The following is a 13,279-nucleotide window of genomic DNA, read 5'->3' on the forward strand; positions in this document are numbered from 1 at the left end:
CGATCTTTTTTATCAATGGCCTACCGCACCGCCTGCGCTGCCGAAGGGTGGTTTGGCGAACCACAGCAGGGGAATCATGGCCAGGAACAGCATCGCGCACAGCCAGAACACGTCGTTCACAGCCAGGGTCAGTGCCTCGCGGGTCAGCAGTTGATCGACTAGCGTCAGGCCCTTGGTGCCGGTCAGGCCGACATGATTCAGACCCTGCAGGAACTGGGTGGTCGCAGGGTGATCCGGGGCCACGCTTTCGGTCAGCACCGCGTGGTGAAATTCGCCACGGTGCTGCCATAGCGTCACGGTCACGGCGGTGGATACGCTCGATCCCATGGTGCGGCAAAAATTGGCGAGCCCCGAAGCGCTGGCGATTTCCTCGCCCGGCAAGCCCGACAGATACACCTGGTTCAACGGAATGAAGAAGCAGGCAATGCCCGCGCCCATGATGAAGCGGGGCAGCACCAGGGTAGAGAACGACGCGGAACTGTCGAAGCTGGCAAACCAGAACGAGGTGCCGGCGAAGATCAGAAAGGCCGCGGTGACCACGGCACGCAGATCCAGCCTATTGATGTTCGCTCCGATCACCGGTGCCATCAGAAAGGCCAGTATGCCGACCGGTGCCGTCGCCAGGCCAGCCCAAGTGGCGGTGTAGCCCAGGGTGGTCTGCAACCACAGCGGGAACACCACGTTGATGCCGAAGAAAGCCATCATGCCTAGCGACAGTGCGGTGACGCCCACGGTGAAGTTGCGCCGCTTGAACAGCGACAGATCCACCACCGGATGCTTGGCGTGCAACTCCCACACGATCAGGACCGTGATGCACACCAGGGCCGTGATGCCCAGCACCGTGATCATCGGCGAGGAGAACCAGTCGTTATCGTTGCCGTTGTCCAGCATGAACTGCAGCGCGCCCACCCCGACGACCAGCAAGACCAGGCCGACGATGTCGATCGGAGTCTGATAGATCTTGGTCTCGCGCTTGTGCAGCAGGGCCCAGGTGATGACCGCCGCGAGCGCTCCCACCGGTACGTTGATATAGAAAATCCATGGCCAGGAGAAATTGTCGGTAAGCCAGCCACCGAGGATTGGGCCGAAGATCGGCGCTACCACCACCGTCATCGCCCATAGCGCGAGCGCGATACCTTGTTTGGTCTTGGGATAGCTGGACAGCAATAAGGTCAGCGACAGAGCCACCATCGGGCCCGAGCCAGCGCCCTGCAGCAGACGGCAGATCACCAGCATCGGCATGCTGTTGGCGAGGCCACACAGCATCGAGAACACAACAAAAAGCCCCACCGAGGCGATGAAAGTTTTGACCTCGCCGAAACGTCGCGCCAGCCAGCCGGTCAGTGGCTGCATGATCGCGCTGGCCAATGCGTAAGAGCTGATGGTCCAGGTGCCTTCGCTGGAGCTGACGCCGAGGCTACCCGCGATATGGGGCACCGCGACGTTCACGATGGTCATGTCCAGCACCTCCATGAAGGTGCTGAACGCGACTGCGATGGTCAGCAGGACCAGGGCGCCGCCTTGTAGCGGCTTGAGTGGTGCGGTGTCGTTGGGCGTGGCGGCCATGATCGACTCGGGCTCAGTTGGCGTCGCGACGGCTCAGGTTGTCACGGATGATCTTGTCGGCTTCCGCGTCCGCCTTGCTCGCCATCTGCTCGTACACATTGGTTTCGGCGGCTGGTTGCTGTGCCACCTGTGCCAGCACGGGACCCTTGTCGTCGGTGATGTCTACTGTGGTTTCGGTGGACAGGCCGATGCGCAGCGGATGCTGATCCAGATCTTTGTTATCGATGGCGATGCGCACGGGTACGCGCTGCACCACTTTGATCCAGTTGCCGGTGGCGTTCTGGGCTGGCAGCAGGGAAAACACGCTGCCGGTGCCGGCACCCAGGCCGATCACCTTGCCGTGGTATTCCACGCCGCTGCCGTACACATCGGCGACGATCTTGGTCGGCTGGCCAATGCGGATGTGGCGCAGTTGGCTTTCCTTGAAGTTGGCGTCGATCCACAGATCGTGCAGTGGCACCACGGTCATCAGCTGCTGGCCGGGCTGCACGCTGTTGCCAAGCTGCACGCTGCGTTGTGCGACGTAGCCCGAGACCGGGGCGAAAATCGCGTTGCGCTGAGCGGCGACCCATGCCGCACGGAAATTGGCGCGTGCTTGTTCCACTGCCGGGTTCTGCGCGACTTCGGTGCCTTCAATCGAGGCATGCGCGGCATTCGCCTGCGCTACTGCGGCATCCAGCGCCGCCTGAGCTTGCTCCACACCATCGCGCAGGTGCTGCACGGTCTCCGGCGCTTCGGCTTGCTCGGCGATCAACGGCAGGCGGCGCTTGAGATCGGCCTGGGCTTTCTTCAGATCGATGCGCCGGGCGGCAACGGCGGCATCGGCACCGGTCGCCGAATCGGTTTGCTGGCGTACTTGGCGTACAGCCTGGGCGAGCGCACTGCTGGCCTGGCGCAGGCGCACATCGGCATCGGTGCTATCCAGCTTCACCAGCACCTGACCTGCGTCGACATGTTGCGTGTCATCCGCAAGGATGGCTACGACGGTGCCCGACACCTGTGCGGAGATGGCGACCTGATTGCCACCTACATAGGCGTTGTCGGTGCTCTCGCGCGTAGAGAACACGAACAGCCACAGCAGGAACCAGCCCACACCGAGCGCGACGAAGATAAGCAGGACGATCAGCAAGGCGCGGCGGCGCTTGCCCGGATCCTTGGCGGCCAAGCCGCTGTCGTTATCGTCCTTGCGCGTGGCGGATTCAGTGGCGCTCATGATCGGCGGCTCCGGAAGAAGAAGGCGAAGAAGTGGAAGAGGCGGGGGCGTCGCTGCTGGTCGTGGCGACGCTATCGGGCATGCGATAGCCGCCGCCGAGCGCCTTGATCAGCGAGAGATCGGTCGACAGCGCTTGTGCTTGCAGCGTGAGCGCGTCATCGCGTTGTTGCAGCAGTTGGCCCTTGGCGCCGAGGCTTTCGCGGATATCGCGTACGCCTTGCCGTGCGCGCGCTTGTGCATTGGTCAGTAGACGTTCGTTGGCAGCGATCTGTACCGCCTGCTCTTTGCTGCGCGCCGCCAGCTGTTGGGCCGTCAGGCTTTGCACGGACACGTCACGGGCGGCGGACAGCACGGTGCTGTTGTATTGAGCGACAGCGGCATCCAGCTGCGCTTTGCTGGCACGGAAATTCGCTTGCAGCAGGCCGCTGTTGAAGATCGGCAGATGCAGGGCCGGGGTCAGCGCGAAAACGCGGCTCGAGGCATTGAACAGCTTGTCCAGATCGATGCTCGAAAGGCCTGCCATGGCCGAGATACTGATATCGGGGAAGAACTGTGCACGCGCCAGATCGGTCTGTTTCAGTGCGGCCTCGATCTGCCAGCGGCTGGCGGCGATATCAGGGCGGCGCGCGATCAGATCGACACCAACGTTGCTCGGCAGGCCGCCGTCGATGGCGGGCAGGGGGCGTGGTTGCAGCGCGGGCATGTCGGCGGGCGCGATACCGAGCAGGCTGGCGAGCGCAGCCTGGCGGATCTTGGCCGAACTCTCCAGTGCGACCAGCATCTCGCGCGCAGCGGCCTGCTGGGCGCGCGCTTTTTGCGCGTCATCCGGCAAGTCGACGCCTTGCCGCACGCGCAGGTCAGTCACGCGTGTGAACTGATTCTGTGTTTCGACTTGTTGGCGCGCCAGGTCGATACGGGCCTGATCGGCCAGCCAACCGAAGTAGGTATCGGCTACCGCGTTCTGGATAGTCAGTGCGGCCGCGCTGCGTTGGGCTTCAGCGGCATGCGCCTGATCGATCGCTGATTCAATGGCCGAGCGCTTCTTGCCCCACCAGTCGAAATCGTAATCCGCCTGGATGCCGAGGTCGGCCTGGTTGTACCAGGTGAAGCCCAGGAAGCGGGTGGGAATCAGGCCGTGCTCGCTCATTCGCTGGCGATTGACCTGCGCACTGCCGTTGACGCTAAGGCCGGCCTGCGCCGCAGCGACGCGAATTGACTGCTGTGCGGAGGCCACGCGTGACATGGCCTGGGCCAGATCGGGCGAGCCCTTCATCGCGCGGGCGATCAAATCGTCGAGCTGCGGATCGTTGTACTGGCGCCACCATTCGGCGTCGGGCCAGCCGGCGCGGGCGGGAGCTTCGAGACCGGCCAGCGGTACGTCGTCACGCAGAGTGGGGTGCTGCAGTTTCGCGGGAATCGCGCAGCCGGCGAGTGCCACGGCCACGGCCGCGACGATGGCTACACGACGCCCGAAAGAACGGCGTTGCGGGGGAAGGGCGGTCATGGACGGGAGTCCGTGGCAGTGAGGTGATCGATATTGGTGGCCACCCGGCGCAGCAGGTGGTCCAGCGTTTTTTTCTCGGCGGCGCTGAGGCTGGCGAAGGCGCCGTGCACGCGCGGGAACAGCGAGGGAAGAAGCTTGCGCGCGAAGCGCTTGCCGGCCGGCGTGATACTTAGTTCGACGCGCCGGCGATCTTCGACGCTGGCGGCGCGCGTGACGAAGCCCAGCTTGACCAGCACGTTGGCGATGCGGGTCATATTGGTGGCGCCCTGCTGCGCGGCGTTGCACAGTTCGCCGGGCGAGGCGCGGCCGTTGGGCGCGCTGTAGATCATCATCAGCGTGCGGAAATCGCTGTCACTCATGCCATAGGGCTTGAGGTTGCGCTCGATTTCCTCGAGTACCGAAGAGCCCGTCATCAGCAGCAGGCGAAGCAGCACCACCTCGCGCACCGGGAGGCCGGGTACGGTTTCGCTGGCGCGTGCGATACCTGCGTCCAGATGCGCGATGGCTTCTTGCAGTCGAGTCATTTCACCAAGAAATAGTTCGCCAGTGAACTATCACAGTAACAGTCGATTTATTGCAGCTGCAAGTGCTTAGTCGAATCGAAAGAGTTTTCGGGCGTTGGCCGTGGTGGCAGTCGCAATGTCCTGTTCACTGGCGCCGCGTAGCTGCGCCACGACTGCCAGCACTTCGGTCAGCCTCGCGGGTTCGTTGCGTTGACCTCGGTGCGCGGCGCCGGGCTGGTCCGGTGCATCGGTTTCCAGCAGCAGATGGTCGATGGGCATGTTGGCGACGATGCGGCGTAGTCGCTGGGCACGCTCGTACGTGACCGGGCCGCCGATGCCGATGCAGAAGCCGAGCTGCCACAGTTGCTCGGCCTGCTGCTCGCTCCCCGAGAAGCTGTGCACGACACCGCGCAGGCCGCCGATGCGACGCAGAATCGAGGTCACTTCATCCATCGCCTTGCGGGCATGCACCACGACAGGCAGGTCGAAGTTGCGCGCGATATGGAGCTGCCGCTGGAAGTAGCTGCGTTGACGCTCGGGATCCAGATCCTCGAGAAAGAAGTCCAGGCCGATCTCCCCGACGGCGACAGCGCGATGCTCATTCAGCCAGCGGACCAGATCGTCCAGGTGTTCCGGCCGGTGCTGTTCCAGATAGATCGGGTGCAGACCGTAGGCCGGATGTGTCTCCGGATGGGCCTGGCATAGCGCGTCGATGACCGGCCAGGAGGCCCGGTGAATGGCCGGGACCACGATATTTTGTATGCCTGCCTTACGTGCGCGCCGCAGCACGGCGGCGCGATCGCCGTCGAATCCGGCGTCGTCGAGGTGGGCGTGGCTATCGGTTAGCTCGATCACAGGATGAGAAGAATCAAAGCGCTAGGATAAGTCGGCTCGATCTAAGCCAGCATTCAGTTGATCGAGGGTTCAATGAATTCACTACGGATCGCTTTGAATGGTGCGGGGTGCGCCAGTGATCCATACAGGAGAGCATTATGAGCAGGTTGGTCATTTCCGCGCTGAATTTGGGTCTCGGCGCCGTGCTTGCGGTCGGCCTGACGGCCTGTAACCGTGACGCGAACGCTGACGGTGGCGTGGGCGGGATGGCTTCGCAGTCGGCGCCGGCCGGTGCCAAGTTCGCCCGCGTGGTCAGTGTGACGCCCGTGCGTGACACGGCTAGTGCGGCGCACCAGGAGTGCCGCGATGAGGTGGTGACGCACCGCGCGCCGGTGAAGGATCAGCATCAGATCGCTGGTACCGCCATCGGTGCCGTAGCCGGCGGTCTCTTGGGTAACCAGATCGGCGGCGGCAAAGGACGCACGCTGGCCACCGTGGCCGGTGCTGTCGGTGGTGGCTATGCCGGTCACGAAATCCAGAAGAACCGCCAGGAGAACAATATGGTCTCCAGCACCCAGCGCCGTTGCACGACGGTGCAGGGCAAGGGGGGCGACAAGGTGGTTGCCTATGACGTGGCGTACGAATACAACGGTGTGACCCGTACGGTGCGCATGGATCATGATCCGGGCGACCGCGTGCAGGTGCAGGAAGGTGTAGTGGCTGTTTCCGACGCGCATTGACCCAATTCGAGGATCACGCCATGAAGATATTGCTTAACAAACGTCTGGCCACCGTCGCTTTGGCCGCCTGCTTCGCGCTGCTGTCGGCCTGCGCTACGCCGCCGCCGCGCAACTATGGCGGCAGCTACGGCGGCGGTTACGACAACGGCGGTTACGGTTCCAGCCGTTGCGGGCAGTGTGGCGTGGTCAACGATGTGCAGGTGATCAACGTCGATAAGAGCGCTTCACCGCTGGGTATGGTCATCGGTGCTGTGGCGGGTGGTCTGCTCGGCAATACCGTAGGTAAGGGCAACGGCCGCACCGCAGCCACTGTGGTAGGTGCCGTGGCCGGTGGTGCCGTGGGTAACGAAGTGGGTAAGCGCAACAGCGGTCCGGATACGGCGTACCAGATCAGCATTCGCCTCGATGACGGTCGCATTGCGACCGTTACTCAGGCGGACGATCCGCAGGTGCGTCGTGGCGATTATGTCGAGGTTCGCGGAAATCGCGTTTATCGTCGTTGACATAATGGACGTCTAGACGTCTATTTGTGAAATAAAAAAAGGCCCTCGAAAGAGGGCCTTTTCTTTTGCTTTTGATGTGTGATCAGTTGACTGCGTAGAACGCGTGCTCGCCGATGGTGCGCACGACACGACTGGTGCTCCAGGAGGGCGAAACCGACGTGGTGGCGAAGTGGTCGGCGCGCGGTACATAGACCAGGCGCTCGTTCGTCGGCAGGCTCCAGTTGACGATGGAGTCGCCGGCCACCTTCCACGCCTTAGTCCAGGCAGTGAGATCGGTGATCTCGAAACTGCTTGCAGTGGTGCCGGTAGCGAACTGGCGCGGTGCTGTGACGACTTCGCACACGTTCTTGCCCCAGGTGCCGCGATCGCGGCGACGTAGAGCAACTTCGGCCACGGCAAATTGGCCGATGGTCGACTCGCTGCGGGCCTCGAGGTACACCGTCGTCGCCAGGCAGGTCTGGTCAGCAACGGGTTGGGGCAGCACGGACGCAAGCCACAACAGCATGGAAAGTTTCATTGTCTGCCTCCAACGTGCTGTACGCGCCAGGTCGTTACTGCTGAACTGAGTGCGCCATTGCGATGGACGGGCGGGCAGGCCGTTCCATCTGGATTGAACACATCGCGACCGAAACTTGTGGCCGAGACGGTTTGCCACGGGATTGTGGCGTTCGAACGGCTGATCCGATGCCGTTCGTTACTGCTGCTTAGGCGTGGCTTGAATCGTCATCGATCCAATGGCCTGCAACGCTGTTCCGCATCTTTGGCGGTTGTTTCTCCGGCGTTTCTGCCGGGTCGCGCCGATCCGGACCCCTCCGGTTCGTCGCGTACTTCGGCACCCACGGGCAAGGGGGTGCCACTGAATTTGATCGGCGGAGCCTAGTGGCGGGTTTTGCTTCTGGCAAGTGCCGGGTGATCAAAGTTCACCCGATGATCGCAATCGCGTGAACGTGTTGTGAGTTTGTATGAACGCTTGTTCATCAAGCAGGCCATCGTTGTTGTAATCGCAATTCGATGTTGTCGTCAGCAATGTGCAAAACATCACGATTCGCCTGTTCTTCCATCGCATCACTGATGATGGCGAGCGCTTCGCAGTGCGCATCGACAGCAACTGCATCGAGAACATGTGCGATTTCTTGCGCGCCATCGCGCAGCACACTGCCAGCGCTCACTGGTTGCGACAATACGACGCAATGCATATGTCGCTTGTGTCCGCCGCGATAGTGCAATCGCGCCACGATTTCCTGGCCGGGATAACAGCCTTTATCGAAAGCCACGCCTTGCAGACGTTCCAGCGAAAGCGCTGGTGGCAGCAATGCATTCAATGCTGACTCGGGTAGCCATGGCCAGCCCGCGCGAATTTGCGACAAGCGCCATGCGTCATCTTCATGCGCGCCGATTACCAGACTGTGCGTATCGCAACCGAACGACAGTACGGGTGTCTCGCTGACGGCGTGCGTCTTCATCGCATCGCCGGTTCCAAGTGTGCGAGGTGGCAAAGCTTGCACGATCACTTTCGAACGAAATACAAAACGACGCAGCGCATCCGCCAACGATGCGGCGTCACCGCCACGCAGTAACAACAGCAGCCGATCTTCTGCCAGTCGCGCCAGATGAAATAGTGCGCGTACGCGACCTTGCGCATCGAGCCAGGCGCTGAATTGCCACTGCCCGTCGGCGAGTGCGGTGACCTGGCTGCTGAATTGGGATTGCGCGAACGCGATAGCGTCCGGGCCTTCAAGCGAGAGTGTTTCGGCGGCGTAATGTCGGGGCATGGAGCGCGGGATGGGGGCGGTCGGGGCGGTCTGCAAGTCGAGCGGGGAGGTGGCTTGGGTCAAACGATGCGGCAGTCGTCAAGGTTGTGCCGTCTTAACGCAAGTATTAACCTTCGGCGGCTTACTAAAACCATGTCCGATACGTCCTCCCAAACCGAATCCAAGCCTGCTTCCGCTCCAGCGGAGCATGTTGGCGTGCCTGCCGACAAGGTGGCCGACAAGGTACCGGCGGAACGACCGGCGCCTGATCCCACCCGCTACGGCGATTGGGAGAAGAACGGGCGCTGTATCGACTTCTGATCCGTCGCGTCGGCGCATGCGTCGGCTCAGGCGGTGACAGGGGACGGTTCGGGCATCAGCGATTCCACACAGGATAGCCGCCATGGCAGACACGCGACGACCGCTCTCTCCGCATCTACAGGTATATAAGTGGCAAGTGCAGATGGTGACCTCCATCCTGCATCGCGCCACCGGCATCGCCCTCGCGGTCGGCACCTTGCTGGTGCTGTGGGGCGTGCTTTCCCTCGCAGGCGGCGAGGCAAGCTTCAGCCAGTTCAAGACCTGCGTCGGCAGCCCGATCGGGCTGGTGCTGCTGTTCGGCTGGAGCTGGGCACTTTTCTATCACCTGTGCAATGGCATCCGTCATCTGATCCAGGATGCCGGCGCCGGTTATGCCATCCCGCAGTTTGTGCGCTCCAGCTGGCTGTCGGTGATCGGCAGCATCGTGTTGACCGTGATCGTCTGGGCCTATGTGCTGACGACGGGAGGTGCGGCATGAGCGCTCACGAGAAGGGGCTGCGCAATCCCCTCAAGCGCGCCCTCGGCCTGGGTTCGGCCCAGTCGGGTGTCGGCCACTGGTGGACCCAGCGCCTGACGGCGGCTGCCCTGGTTGCCCTCGGCCTGTGGTTCGTGATCACCGTGCTGTGCCTGATGCATGCAGATTACGCCACCGCCAGGGCCACCGTGGCCAAGCCGTGGAATGCCATTCTGCTGATCGCCTTCCTGGTCACCGCGTTCTGGCATGCCGTGCTCGGTCTGCAGGTGGTTATCGAGGATTACGTCCACACCCGCTGGAAAGAAGTGGTGTCGATGGCATTGATCAAGTTTCTCGCGGTGCTGGGCGCGCTGGCGAGCGTGCTGGCCGTATTGCGCGTGGCGCTGACCTGATAAACGCGGGAGCGTGAGTTCGATGGAAAGCTACAAGATCCAACAGCATAAGTACGACGTGATCGTGGTCGGCGCCGGTGGCGCGGGCCTGCGCGCTACCTTCGGTCTGGCCGAGAAGGGCCTCAAGGCCGCGTGCATCACCAAGGTGTTCCCGACCCGCTCGCACACCGTGGCGGCGCAGGGCGGTATCTCCGCCGCGCTCGGCAACATGGGCGAGGACGATTGGCGCTTCCACTTCTACGACACCGTCAAGGGTTCCGACTGGCTCGGCGACCAGGACGCGATCGAATACATGTGCCGCGAGGCCATTCCTTCGATCATTGAGCTGGAACACTACGGTGTGCCGTTCTCGCGTACTGAGGAAGGCAAGATCTATCAGCGCCCGTTCGGCGGCATGACCACGCATTACGGCAAGGGCACCGCGCAGCGCACCTGCGCCGCAGCCGACCGCACCGGTCACGCGATCCTACATACCCTGTATCAGCAGGCGCTGGCGCATGACGCCACGTTCTTTATCGAATACTTCGCGATCGACCTGATCTTCGACGCCGAAGGTGTCTGCCGTGGCGTGCTCGCGCTCGACATGAACGAGGGCACCCTGCATTTCTTCCGCGGCCATGCCGTGGTGATGGCCACCGGTGGCTACGGCCGCGCTTATTTCAGCGCCACCTCGGCGCATACCTGCACCGGTGACGGTGGCGGCATGGTGCTGCGCGCGGGCCTCGCGTTGCAGGACATGGAGTTCGTGCAGTTCCATCCAACCGGTATCTACGGCGCCGGCTGCCTGATCACTGAAGGTGTGCGCGGCGAGGGTGGTTACCTGACCAACTCGAACGGCGAGCGCTTCATGGAGCGCTACGCGCCGAACGCGAAGGATCTGGCCTCGCGCGACGTGGTCAGCCGCGCGATGACCATGGAAATCCGCGAAGGCCGTGGCGTCGGCGAACACAAGGACCACATCCACATCAATCTGATGCACCTCGGCGCGGACGTGATCCACGAGCGTTTGCCGGGCATCGCCGAGTCGGCGCGCATCTTTGCCGGTGTGGACGTGACCAAGGAGCCCATCCCGGTCATTCCGACCGTGCACTACAACATGGGCGGTATCCCCACCAACTATCACGGCGAAGTCGTGCAGAAGAAGGGTGATGACGTCGATGCGATCGTGCCGGGCTTGTTCGCTATCGGCGAAGCGGCCTGCGTATCGGTGCACGGCGCGAATCGCCTCGGCTCCAACTCGCTGCTCGATCTGGTGGTGTTCGGTCGCGCGGTTTCGCATCGCTGCGCCGAACTGATCAAACCGGACACGGCGCACAAGGATCTGCCAGCGAACATCCTCGACAAGGCGCTGGCCCGTTTCGATGGTTTGCGTAACGCCAAGGGCAGCAAGCCGACTGCGCAGATCCGCCTCGAAATGCAGCGCATCATGCAGAGCGACGCGGCGGTATTCCGCACCGGCAGCACGCTGAAGGAAGGCTCGGAGAAGATCTCGGCCGCACGCGAATCGTTCAAGGATGTCCACGTCAGTGACCGCTCGATGGTGTGGAACTCCGACCTGATCGAAACGTTGGAGCTGGCCAATCTGCTGGATCAGGCCGTCGCCACCATGCATTCGGCCGAACAGCGCGAGGAGAGCCGCGGCGGTCATGCGCGCGAGGATTTCCCGGACCGCAACGACGCCGAGTGGATGAAGCACACCCTGGTGAAGGTCGACGAAGCCGGCAAGACCAGCTTCGATTTCCGTCCGGTGCACATGTACACCTTGACCGATGAGGTCGAAGTGGTGCCGCCGAAGAAGCGCGTTTACTGAGAACCCGGACCGGAGACACGACTGTGGCAGAGTTTTCGCTACCCAAAAATTCCAAGGTCCAGCCGGGCAAGCACTTTCCGGCCAAGGACGCGAAGAAGCCGCGCACGTTCCGCGTCTATCGCTGGACGCCGGACGACGGCAAGAACCCGCGCATCGACACCTACGAAGTCGATATGGCCGCATGCGGCCCGATGGTTCTGGACGCGCTGCTGAAGATCAAAAACGAAATCGATCCGACGCTCACGCTGCGCCGCTCGTGTCGTGAAGGCATCTGCGGTTCCTGCGCGATGAACATCGACGGCACCAACACGCTGGCCTGCACCAAGGCAATCAGCGACTGCGCGTCGGGCGACGTCAAGATCTACCCGTTGCCGCACATGCCGGTGGTGAAAGATCTGGTGCCGGATCTCACGCATTTCTACGCCCAGTTCGCCTCGATCAAGCCCTGGCTGCGTACGCTGAGTCCGGCTCCGGCCGACAAGGAGCGCCTGCAGTCGCCGGAAGATCGCAAGAAGCTCGATGGCCTGTACGAGTGCATTCTGTGCGCCTGCTGCTCCACCAGCTGCCCGAGCTACTGGTGGAATGGCGACAAGTACCTTGGCCCGGCCATCCTGCTGCAGGCCTACCGCTGGATTGTCGACACGCGCGACGAAGCTACCGGTGAGCGTCTGGACGATCTGGAAGATCCGTTCAAACTGTATCGCTGCCACACCATCATGAACTGCGCGCGCACCTGTCCGAAAGGCCTGAACCCTGCCAAAGCGATCGCGGAGATCAAGAAGCTGATCGTCGAGCGCCGCGCGCTCTGATCGATGGATGGAAGAGGCCGGCATCAAGCCGGCCTCTTGGTTTTCACCCGTCGTAGGGGTGAGGGCGCAGGAAACTCGAGGTTCGGTGGATCACGTGGAAGAAGCCCGCATCAAACGCCTGCGCTGGCGCACCCGTCGCGGCACCCGCGAACTGGACGCTCTGTTCGGCGGCTGGCTGGATGAGCGCTTTGTGGCCGCTGACGAAGCGCAACGCCAGGCTTTTGACGAGCTGCTCGACGTGCAGGACCCCGACCTGTGGGATTGGGTGATGGGTCACGCGCAGCCGCCGCGCGCGGACTGGCAGGCGATCATCGATGACATCCGCACCCGCCATCGGCTTTGAGTACCGGCCCTCCCGCCTGTTCGGCCGATGCCTGGTGGCAATGGCCGGCCTAGCGGGGCTGGCCGTAGTCCTGGCGGGCGTGGGTCTTTGGTTGAAAGCCTTGCTACTCGCTGGCGTTGGTATCGCTCTATTCCGCGTATTGGCGGCGCAGGCGCAACAGCCGGTACGGGCTGCCGGATGGGCGGCCGATGGCAACTGGGGCTTGCGTCTGCACCAGGGGCAGGATGTGGTGGCTGTGCTGCTGTCGTTCCGGGTACTTGGCATGTTCTTGCTGTTGCGGCTGCGGTCGACCGAAGGGCGTGAGGCGGCGTTGCTGCTGGCGCCGGACAATAGCGATGCCGATCTGCGCCGGCGTCTGCGCATGCGTCTGGCCACGGTGAAATCTGAAGAAGCCACGCCTCGTTTCTGAGCCCCAACTTGCCGAACCGCAAGGCTTGGGGCACTCTGCCGCGGCGCCGCGGTCCCAAGACGCGATGTCCGGGCGGCCCGCCCACGAACCCATAAGCGACCCGTCC

The 13,279-nt window shown here is 62.8% G+C and carries 16 protein-coding genes; 9 read left to right on the plus strand and 7 right to left on the minus strand.

Annotated features, from left to right (window positions below):
- Positions 1-12: 12 nt before the first annotated feature.
- The 5 genes from BM338_RS13205 to BM338_RS13225 form a co-directional block, all read right to left on the minus strand.
- Positions 13-1,566: a DHA2 family efflux MFS transporter permease subunit gene (locus BM338_RS13205; protein WP_090451391.1), complete on the minus strand. Its 1,554-nt coding sequence runs from the start codon at positions 1,564-1,566 to the stop codon at positions 13-15.
- A gap of 13 nt (positions 1,567-1,579) precedes the next feature.
- Complete coding sequence (locus BM338_RS13210; RefSeq protein WP_090451392.1) at positions 1,580-2,779, minus strand: HlyD/EmrA/EmrK family protein; 1,200 nt, start codon at positions 2,777-2,779, stop codon at positions 1,580-1,582.
- Positions 2,766-4,283, minus strand: coding sequence for an efflux transporter outer membrane subunit (locus tag BM338_RS13215; protein WP_090451393.1), 1,518 nt, complete (start codon positions 4,281-4,283; stop codon positions 2,766-2,768). Before BM338_RS13215 ends, BM338_RS13210 begins: the two co-directional genes overlap by 14 nt.
- Entirely contained in the window at positions 4,280-4,807 is a 528-nt protein-coding gene (locus BM338_RS13220) for a MarR family winged helix-turn-helix transcriptional regulator (RefSeq protein ID WP_090451394.1), read from the minus strand. Before BM338_RS13220 ends, BM338_RS13215 begins: the two co-directional genes overlap by 4 nt.
- 66 nt (positions 4,808-4,873) lie before the next feature.
- Positions 4,874-5,641 carry a TatD family hydrolase gene (locus BM338_RS13225; RefSeq protein WP_090451395.1) on the minus strand — a complete coding sequence of 256 codons (768 nt, stop codon included), beginning with the start codon at positions 5,639-5,641 and terminating at the stop codon, positions 4,874-4,876.
- Positions 5,642-5,778: 137 nt separating this feature from the next.
- Here BM338_RS13225 and BM338_RS13230 point away from each other — a divergent pair, with 137 nt between their 5' ends.
- Both BM338_RS13230 and BM338_RS13235 read left to right on the plus strand, forming a co-directional pair.
- Positions 5,779-6,360 carry a glycine zipper 2TM domain-containing protein gene (locus tag BM338_RS13230; RefSeq protein ID WP_090451396.1) on the plus strand — a complete coding sequence of 194 codons (582 nt, stop codon included), beginning with the start codon at positions 5,779-5,781 and terminating at the stop codon, positions 6,358-6,360.
- 20 nt (positions 6,361-6,380) lie between these two features.
- Entirely contained in the window at positions 6,381-6,863 is a 483-nt protein-coding gene (locus tag BM338_RS13235) for an outer membrane lipoprotein (protein WP_090451397.1), read from the plus strand.
- 82 nt (positions 6,864-6,945) lie between these two features.
- On the opposite strand, the gene BM338_RS13240 is transcribed toward BM338_RS13235, so the two are convergent.
- Together BM338_RS13240 and BM338_RS13245 are read right to left on the minus strand one after the other, a co-directional pair.
- A complete protein-coding gene (locus BM338_RS13240; RefSeq protein WP_177229343.1) occupies positions 6,946-7,380 on the minus strand; it encodes a cell wall hydrolase in 435 nt (144 codons plus the stop codon).
- A gap of 460 nt (positions 7,381-7,840) precedes the next feature.
- Positions 7,841-8,635 carry a CAF17-like 4Fe-4S cluster assembly/insertion protein YgfZ gene (locus BM338_RS13245; protein WP_090451399.1) on the minus strand — a complete coding sequence of 265 codons (795 nt, stop codon included), beginning with the start codon at positions 8,633-8,635 and terminating at the stop codon, positions 7,841-7,843.
- Positions 8,636-8,830: 195 nt separating this feature from the next.
- Between BM338_RS13245 and BM338_RS21815 the strand changes: the two genes are divergently transcribed.
- From BM338_RS21815 to BM338_RS13280, 7 genes are all read left to right on the plus strand, one after another.
- Positions 8,831-8,935 (plus strand): DUF1674 domain-containing protein, encoded by a 105-nt coding sequence (locus BM338_RS21815; RefSeq protein ID WP_255367304.1) that lies wholly within the window; start codon positions 8,831-8,833, stop codon positions 8,933-8,935.
- An 82-nt stretch (positions 8,936-9,017) separates the two neighbouring features.
- Positions 9,018-9,413 (plus strand): succinate dehydrogenase, cytochrome b556 subunit, encoded by a 396-nt coding sequence (gene sdhC / locus BM338_RS13255; RefSeq protein ID WP_090451401.1) that lies wholly within the window; start codon positions 9,018-9,020, stop codon positions 9,411-9,413.
- Positions 9,410-9,802: a succinate dehydrogenase, hydrophobic membrane anchor protein gene (sdhD, locus tag BM338_RS13260; protein WP_090451402.1), complete on the plus strand. Its 393-nt coding sequence runs from the start codon at positions 9,410-9,412 to the stop codon at positions 9,800-9,802. The genes sdhC and sdhD overlap by 4 nt, the downstream gene beginning before the upstream one ends.
- A 22-nt stretch (positions 9,803-9,824) precedes the next feature.
- Positions 9,825-11,612 (plus strand): succinate dehydrogenase flavoprotein subunit, encoded by a 1,788-nt coding sequence (sdhA, locus tag BM338_RS13265; protein WP_090451403.1) that lies wholly within the window; start codon positions 9,825-9,827, stop codon positions 11,610-11,612.
- A 23-nt stretch (positions 11,613-11,635) separates the two neighbouring features.
- Positions 11,636-12,421: a succinate dehydrogenase iron-sulfur subunit gene (locus BM338_RS13270; protein ID WP_090451404.1), complete on the plus strand. Its 786-nt coding sequence runs from the start codon at positions 11,636-11,638 to the stop codon at positions 12,419-12,421.
- A 94-nt stretch (positions 12,422-12,515) separates the two neighbouring features.
- Positions 12,516-12,764, plus strand: coding sequence for an FAD assembly factor SdhE (locus BM338_RS13275; RefSeq protein ID WP_090452518.1), 249 nt, complete (start codon positions 12,516-12,518; stop codon positions 12,762-12,764).
- Entirely contained in the window at positions 12,736-13,173 is a 438-nt protein-coding gene (locus tag BM338_RS13280) for a protein YgfX (protein ID WP_090451405.1), read from the plus strand. Before BM338_RS13275 ends, BM338_RS13280 begins: the two co-directional genes overlap by 29 nt.
- Positions 13,174-13,279 lie beyond the last annotated feature (106 nt).

Origin of the sequence: Dyella sp. OK004, assembly GCF_900114495.1 — a bacterium.
Lineage (GTDB): Bacteria > Pseudomonadota > Gammaproteobacteria > Xanthomonadales > Rhodanobacteraceae > Dyella_D.

Excerpts from the sequence above, each read along its gene's own strand:
- sdhA (WP_090451403.1), top strand. The coding sequence starts at position 9,825 with ATGGAAAGCTACAAGATCCAACAGCATAAGTACGACGTGATCGTGGTC.
- sdhC (WP_090451401.1), top strand. The coding sequence starts at position 9,018 with ATGGCAGACACGCGACGACCGCTCTCTCCGCATCTACAGGTATATAAG.
- sdhD (WP_090451402.1), top strand. The coding sequence starts at position 9,410 with ATGAGCGCTCACGAGAAGGGGCTGCGCAATCCCCTCAAGCGCGCCCTC.
- BM338_RS13245 (WP_090451399.1), bottom strand. The coding sequence starts at position 8,635 with ATGCCCCGACATTACGCCGCCGAAACACTCTCGCTTGAAGGCCCGGAC.
- BM338_RS13240 (WP_177229343.1), bottom strand. The coding sequence starts at position 7,380 with ATGAAACTTTCCATGCTGTTGTGGCTTGCGTCCGTGCTGCCCCAACCC.
- BM338_RS13205 (WP_090451391.1), bottom strand. The coding sequence starts at position 1,566 with ATGGCCGCCACGCCCAACGACACCGCACCACTCAAGCCGCTACAAGGC.
- BM338_RS13235 (WP_090451397.1), top strand. The coding sequence starts at position 6,381 with ATGAAGATATTGCTTAACAAACGTCTGGCCACCGTCGCTTTGGCCGCC.
- BM338_RS13220 (WP_090451394.1), bottom strand. The coding sequence starts at position 4,807 with ATGACTCGACTGCAAGAAGCCATCGCGCATCTGGACGCAGGTATCGCA.
- BM338_RS13230 (WP_090451396.1), top strand. The coding sequence starts at position 5,779 with ATGAGCAGGTTGGTCATTTCCGCGCTGAATTTGGGTCTCGGCGCCGTG.
- BM338_RS13210 (WP_090451392.1), bottom strand. The coding sequence starts at position 2,779 with ATGAGCGCCACTGAATCCGCCACGCGCAAGGACGATAACGACAGCGGC.
- BM338_RS13280 (WP_090451405.1), top strand. The coding sequence starts at position 12,736 with ATGACATCCGCACCCGCCATCGGCTTTGAGTACCGGCCCTCCCGCCTG.
- BM338_RS13215 (WP_090451393.1), bottom strand. The coding sequence starts at position 4,283 with ATGACCGCCCTTCCCCCGCAACGCCGTTCTTTCGGGCGTCGTGTAGCC.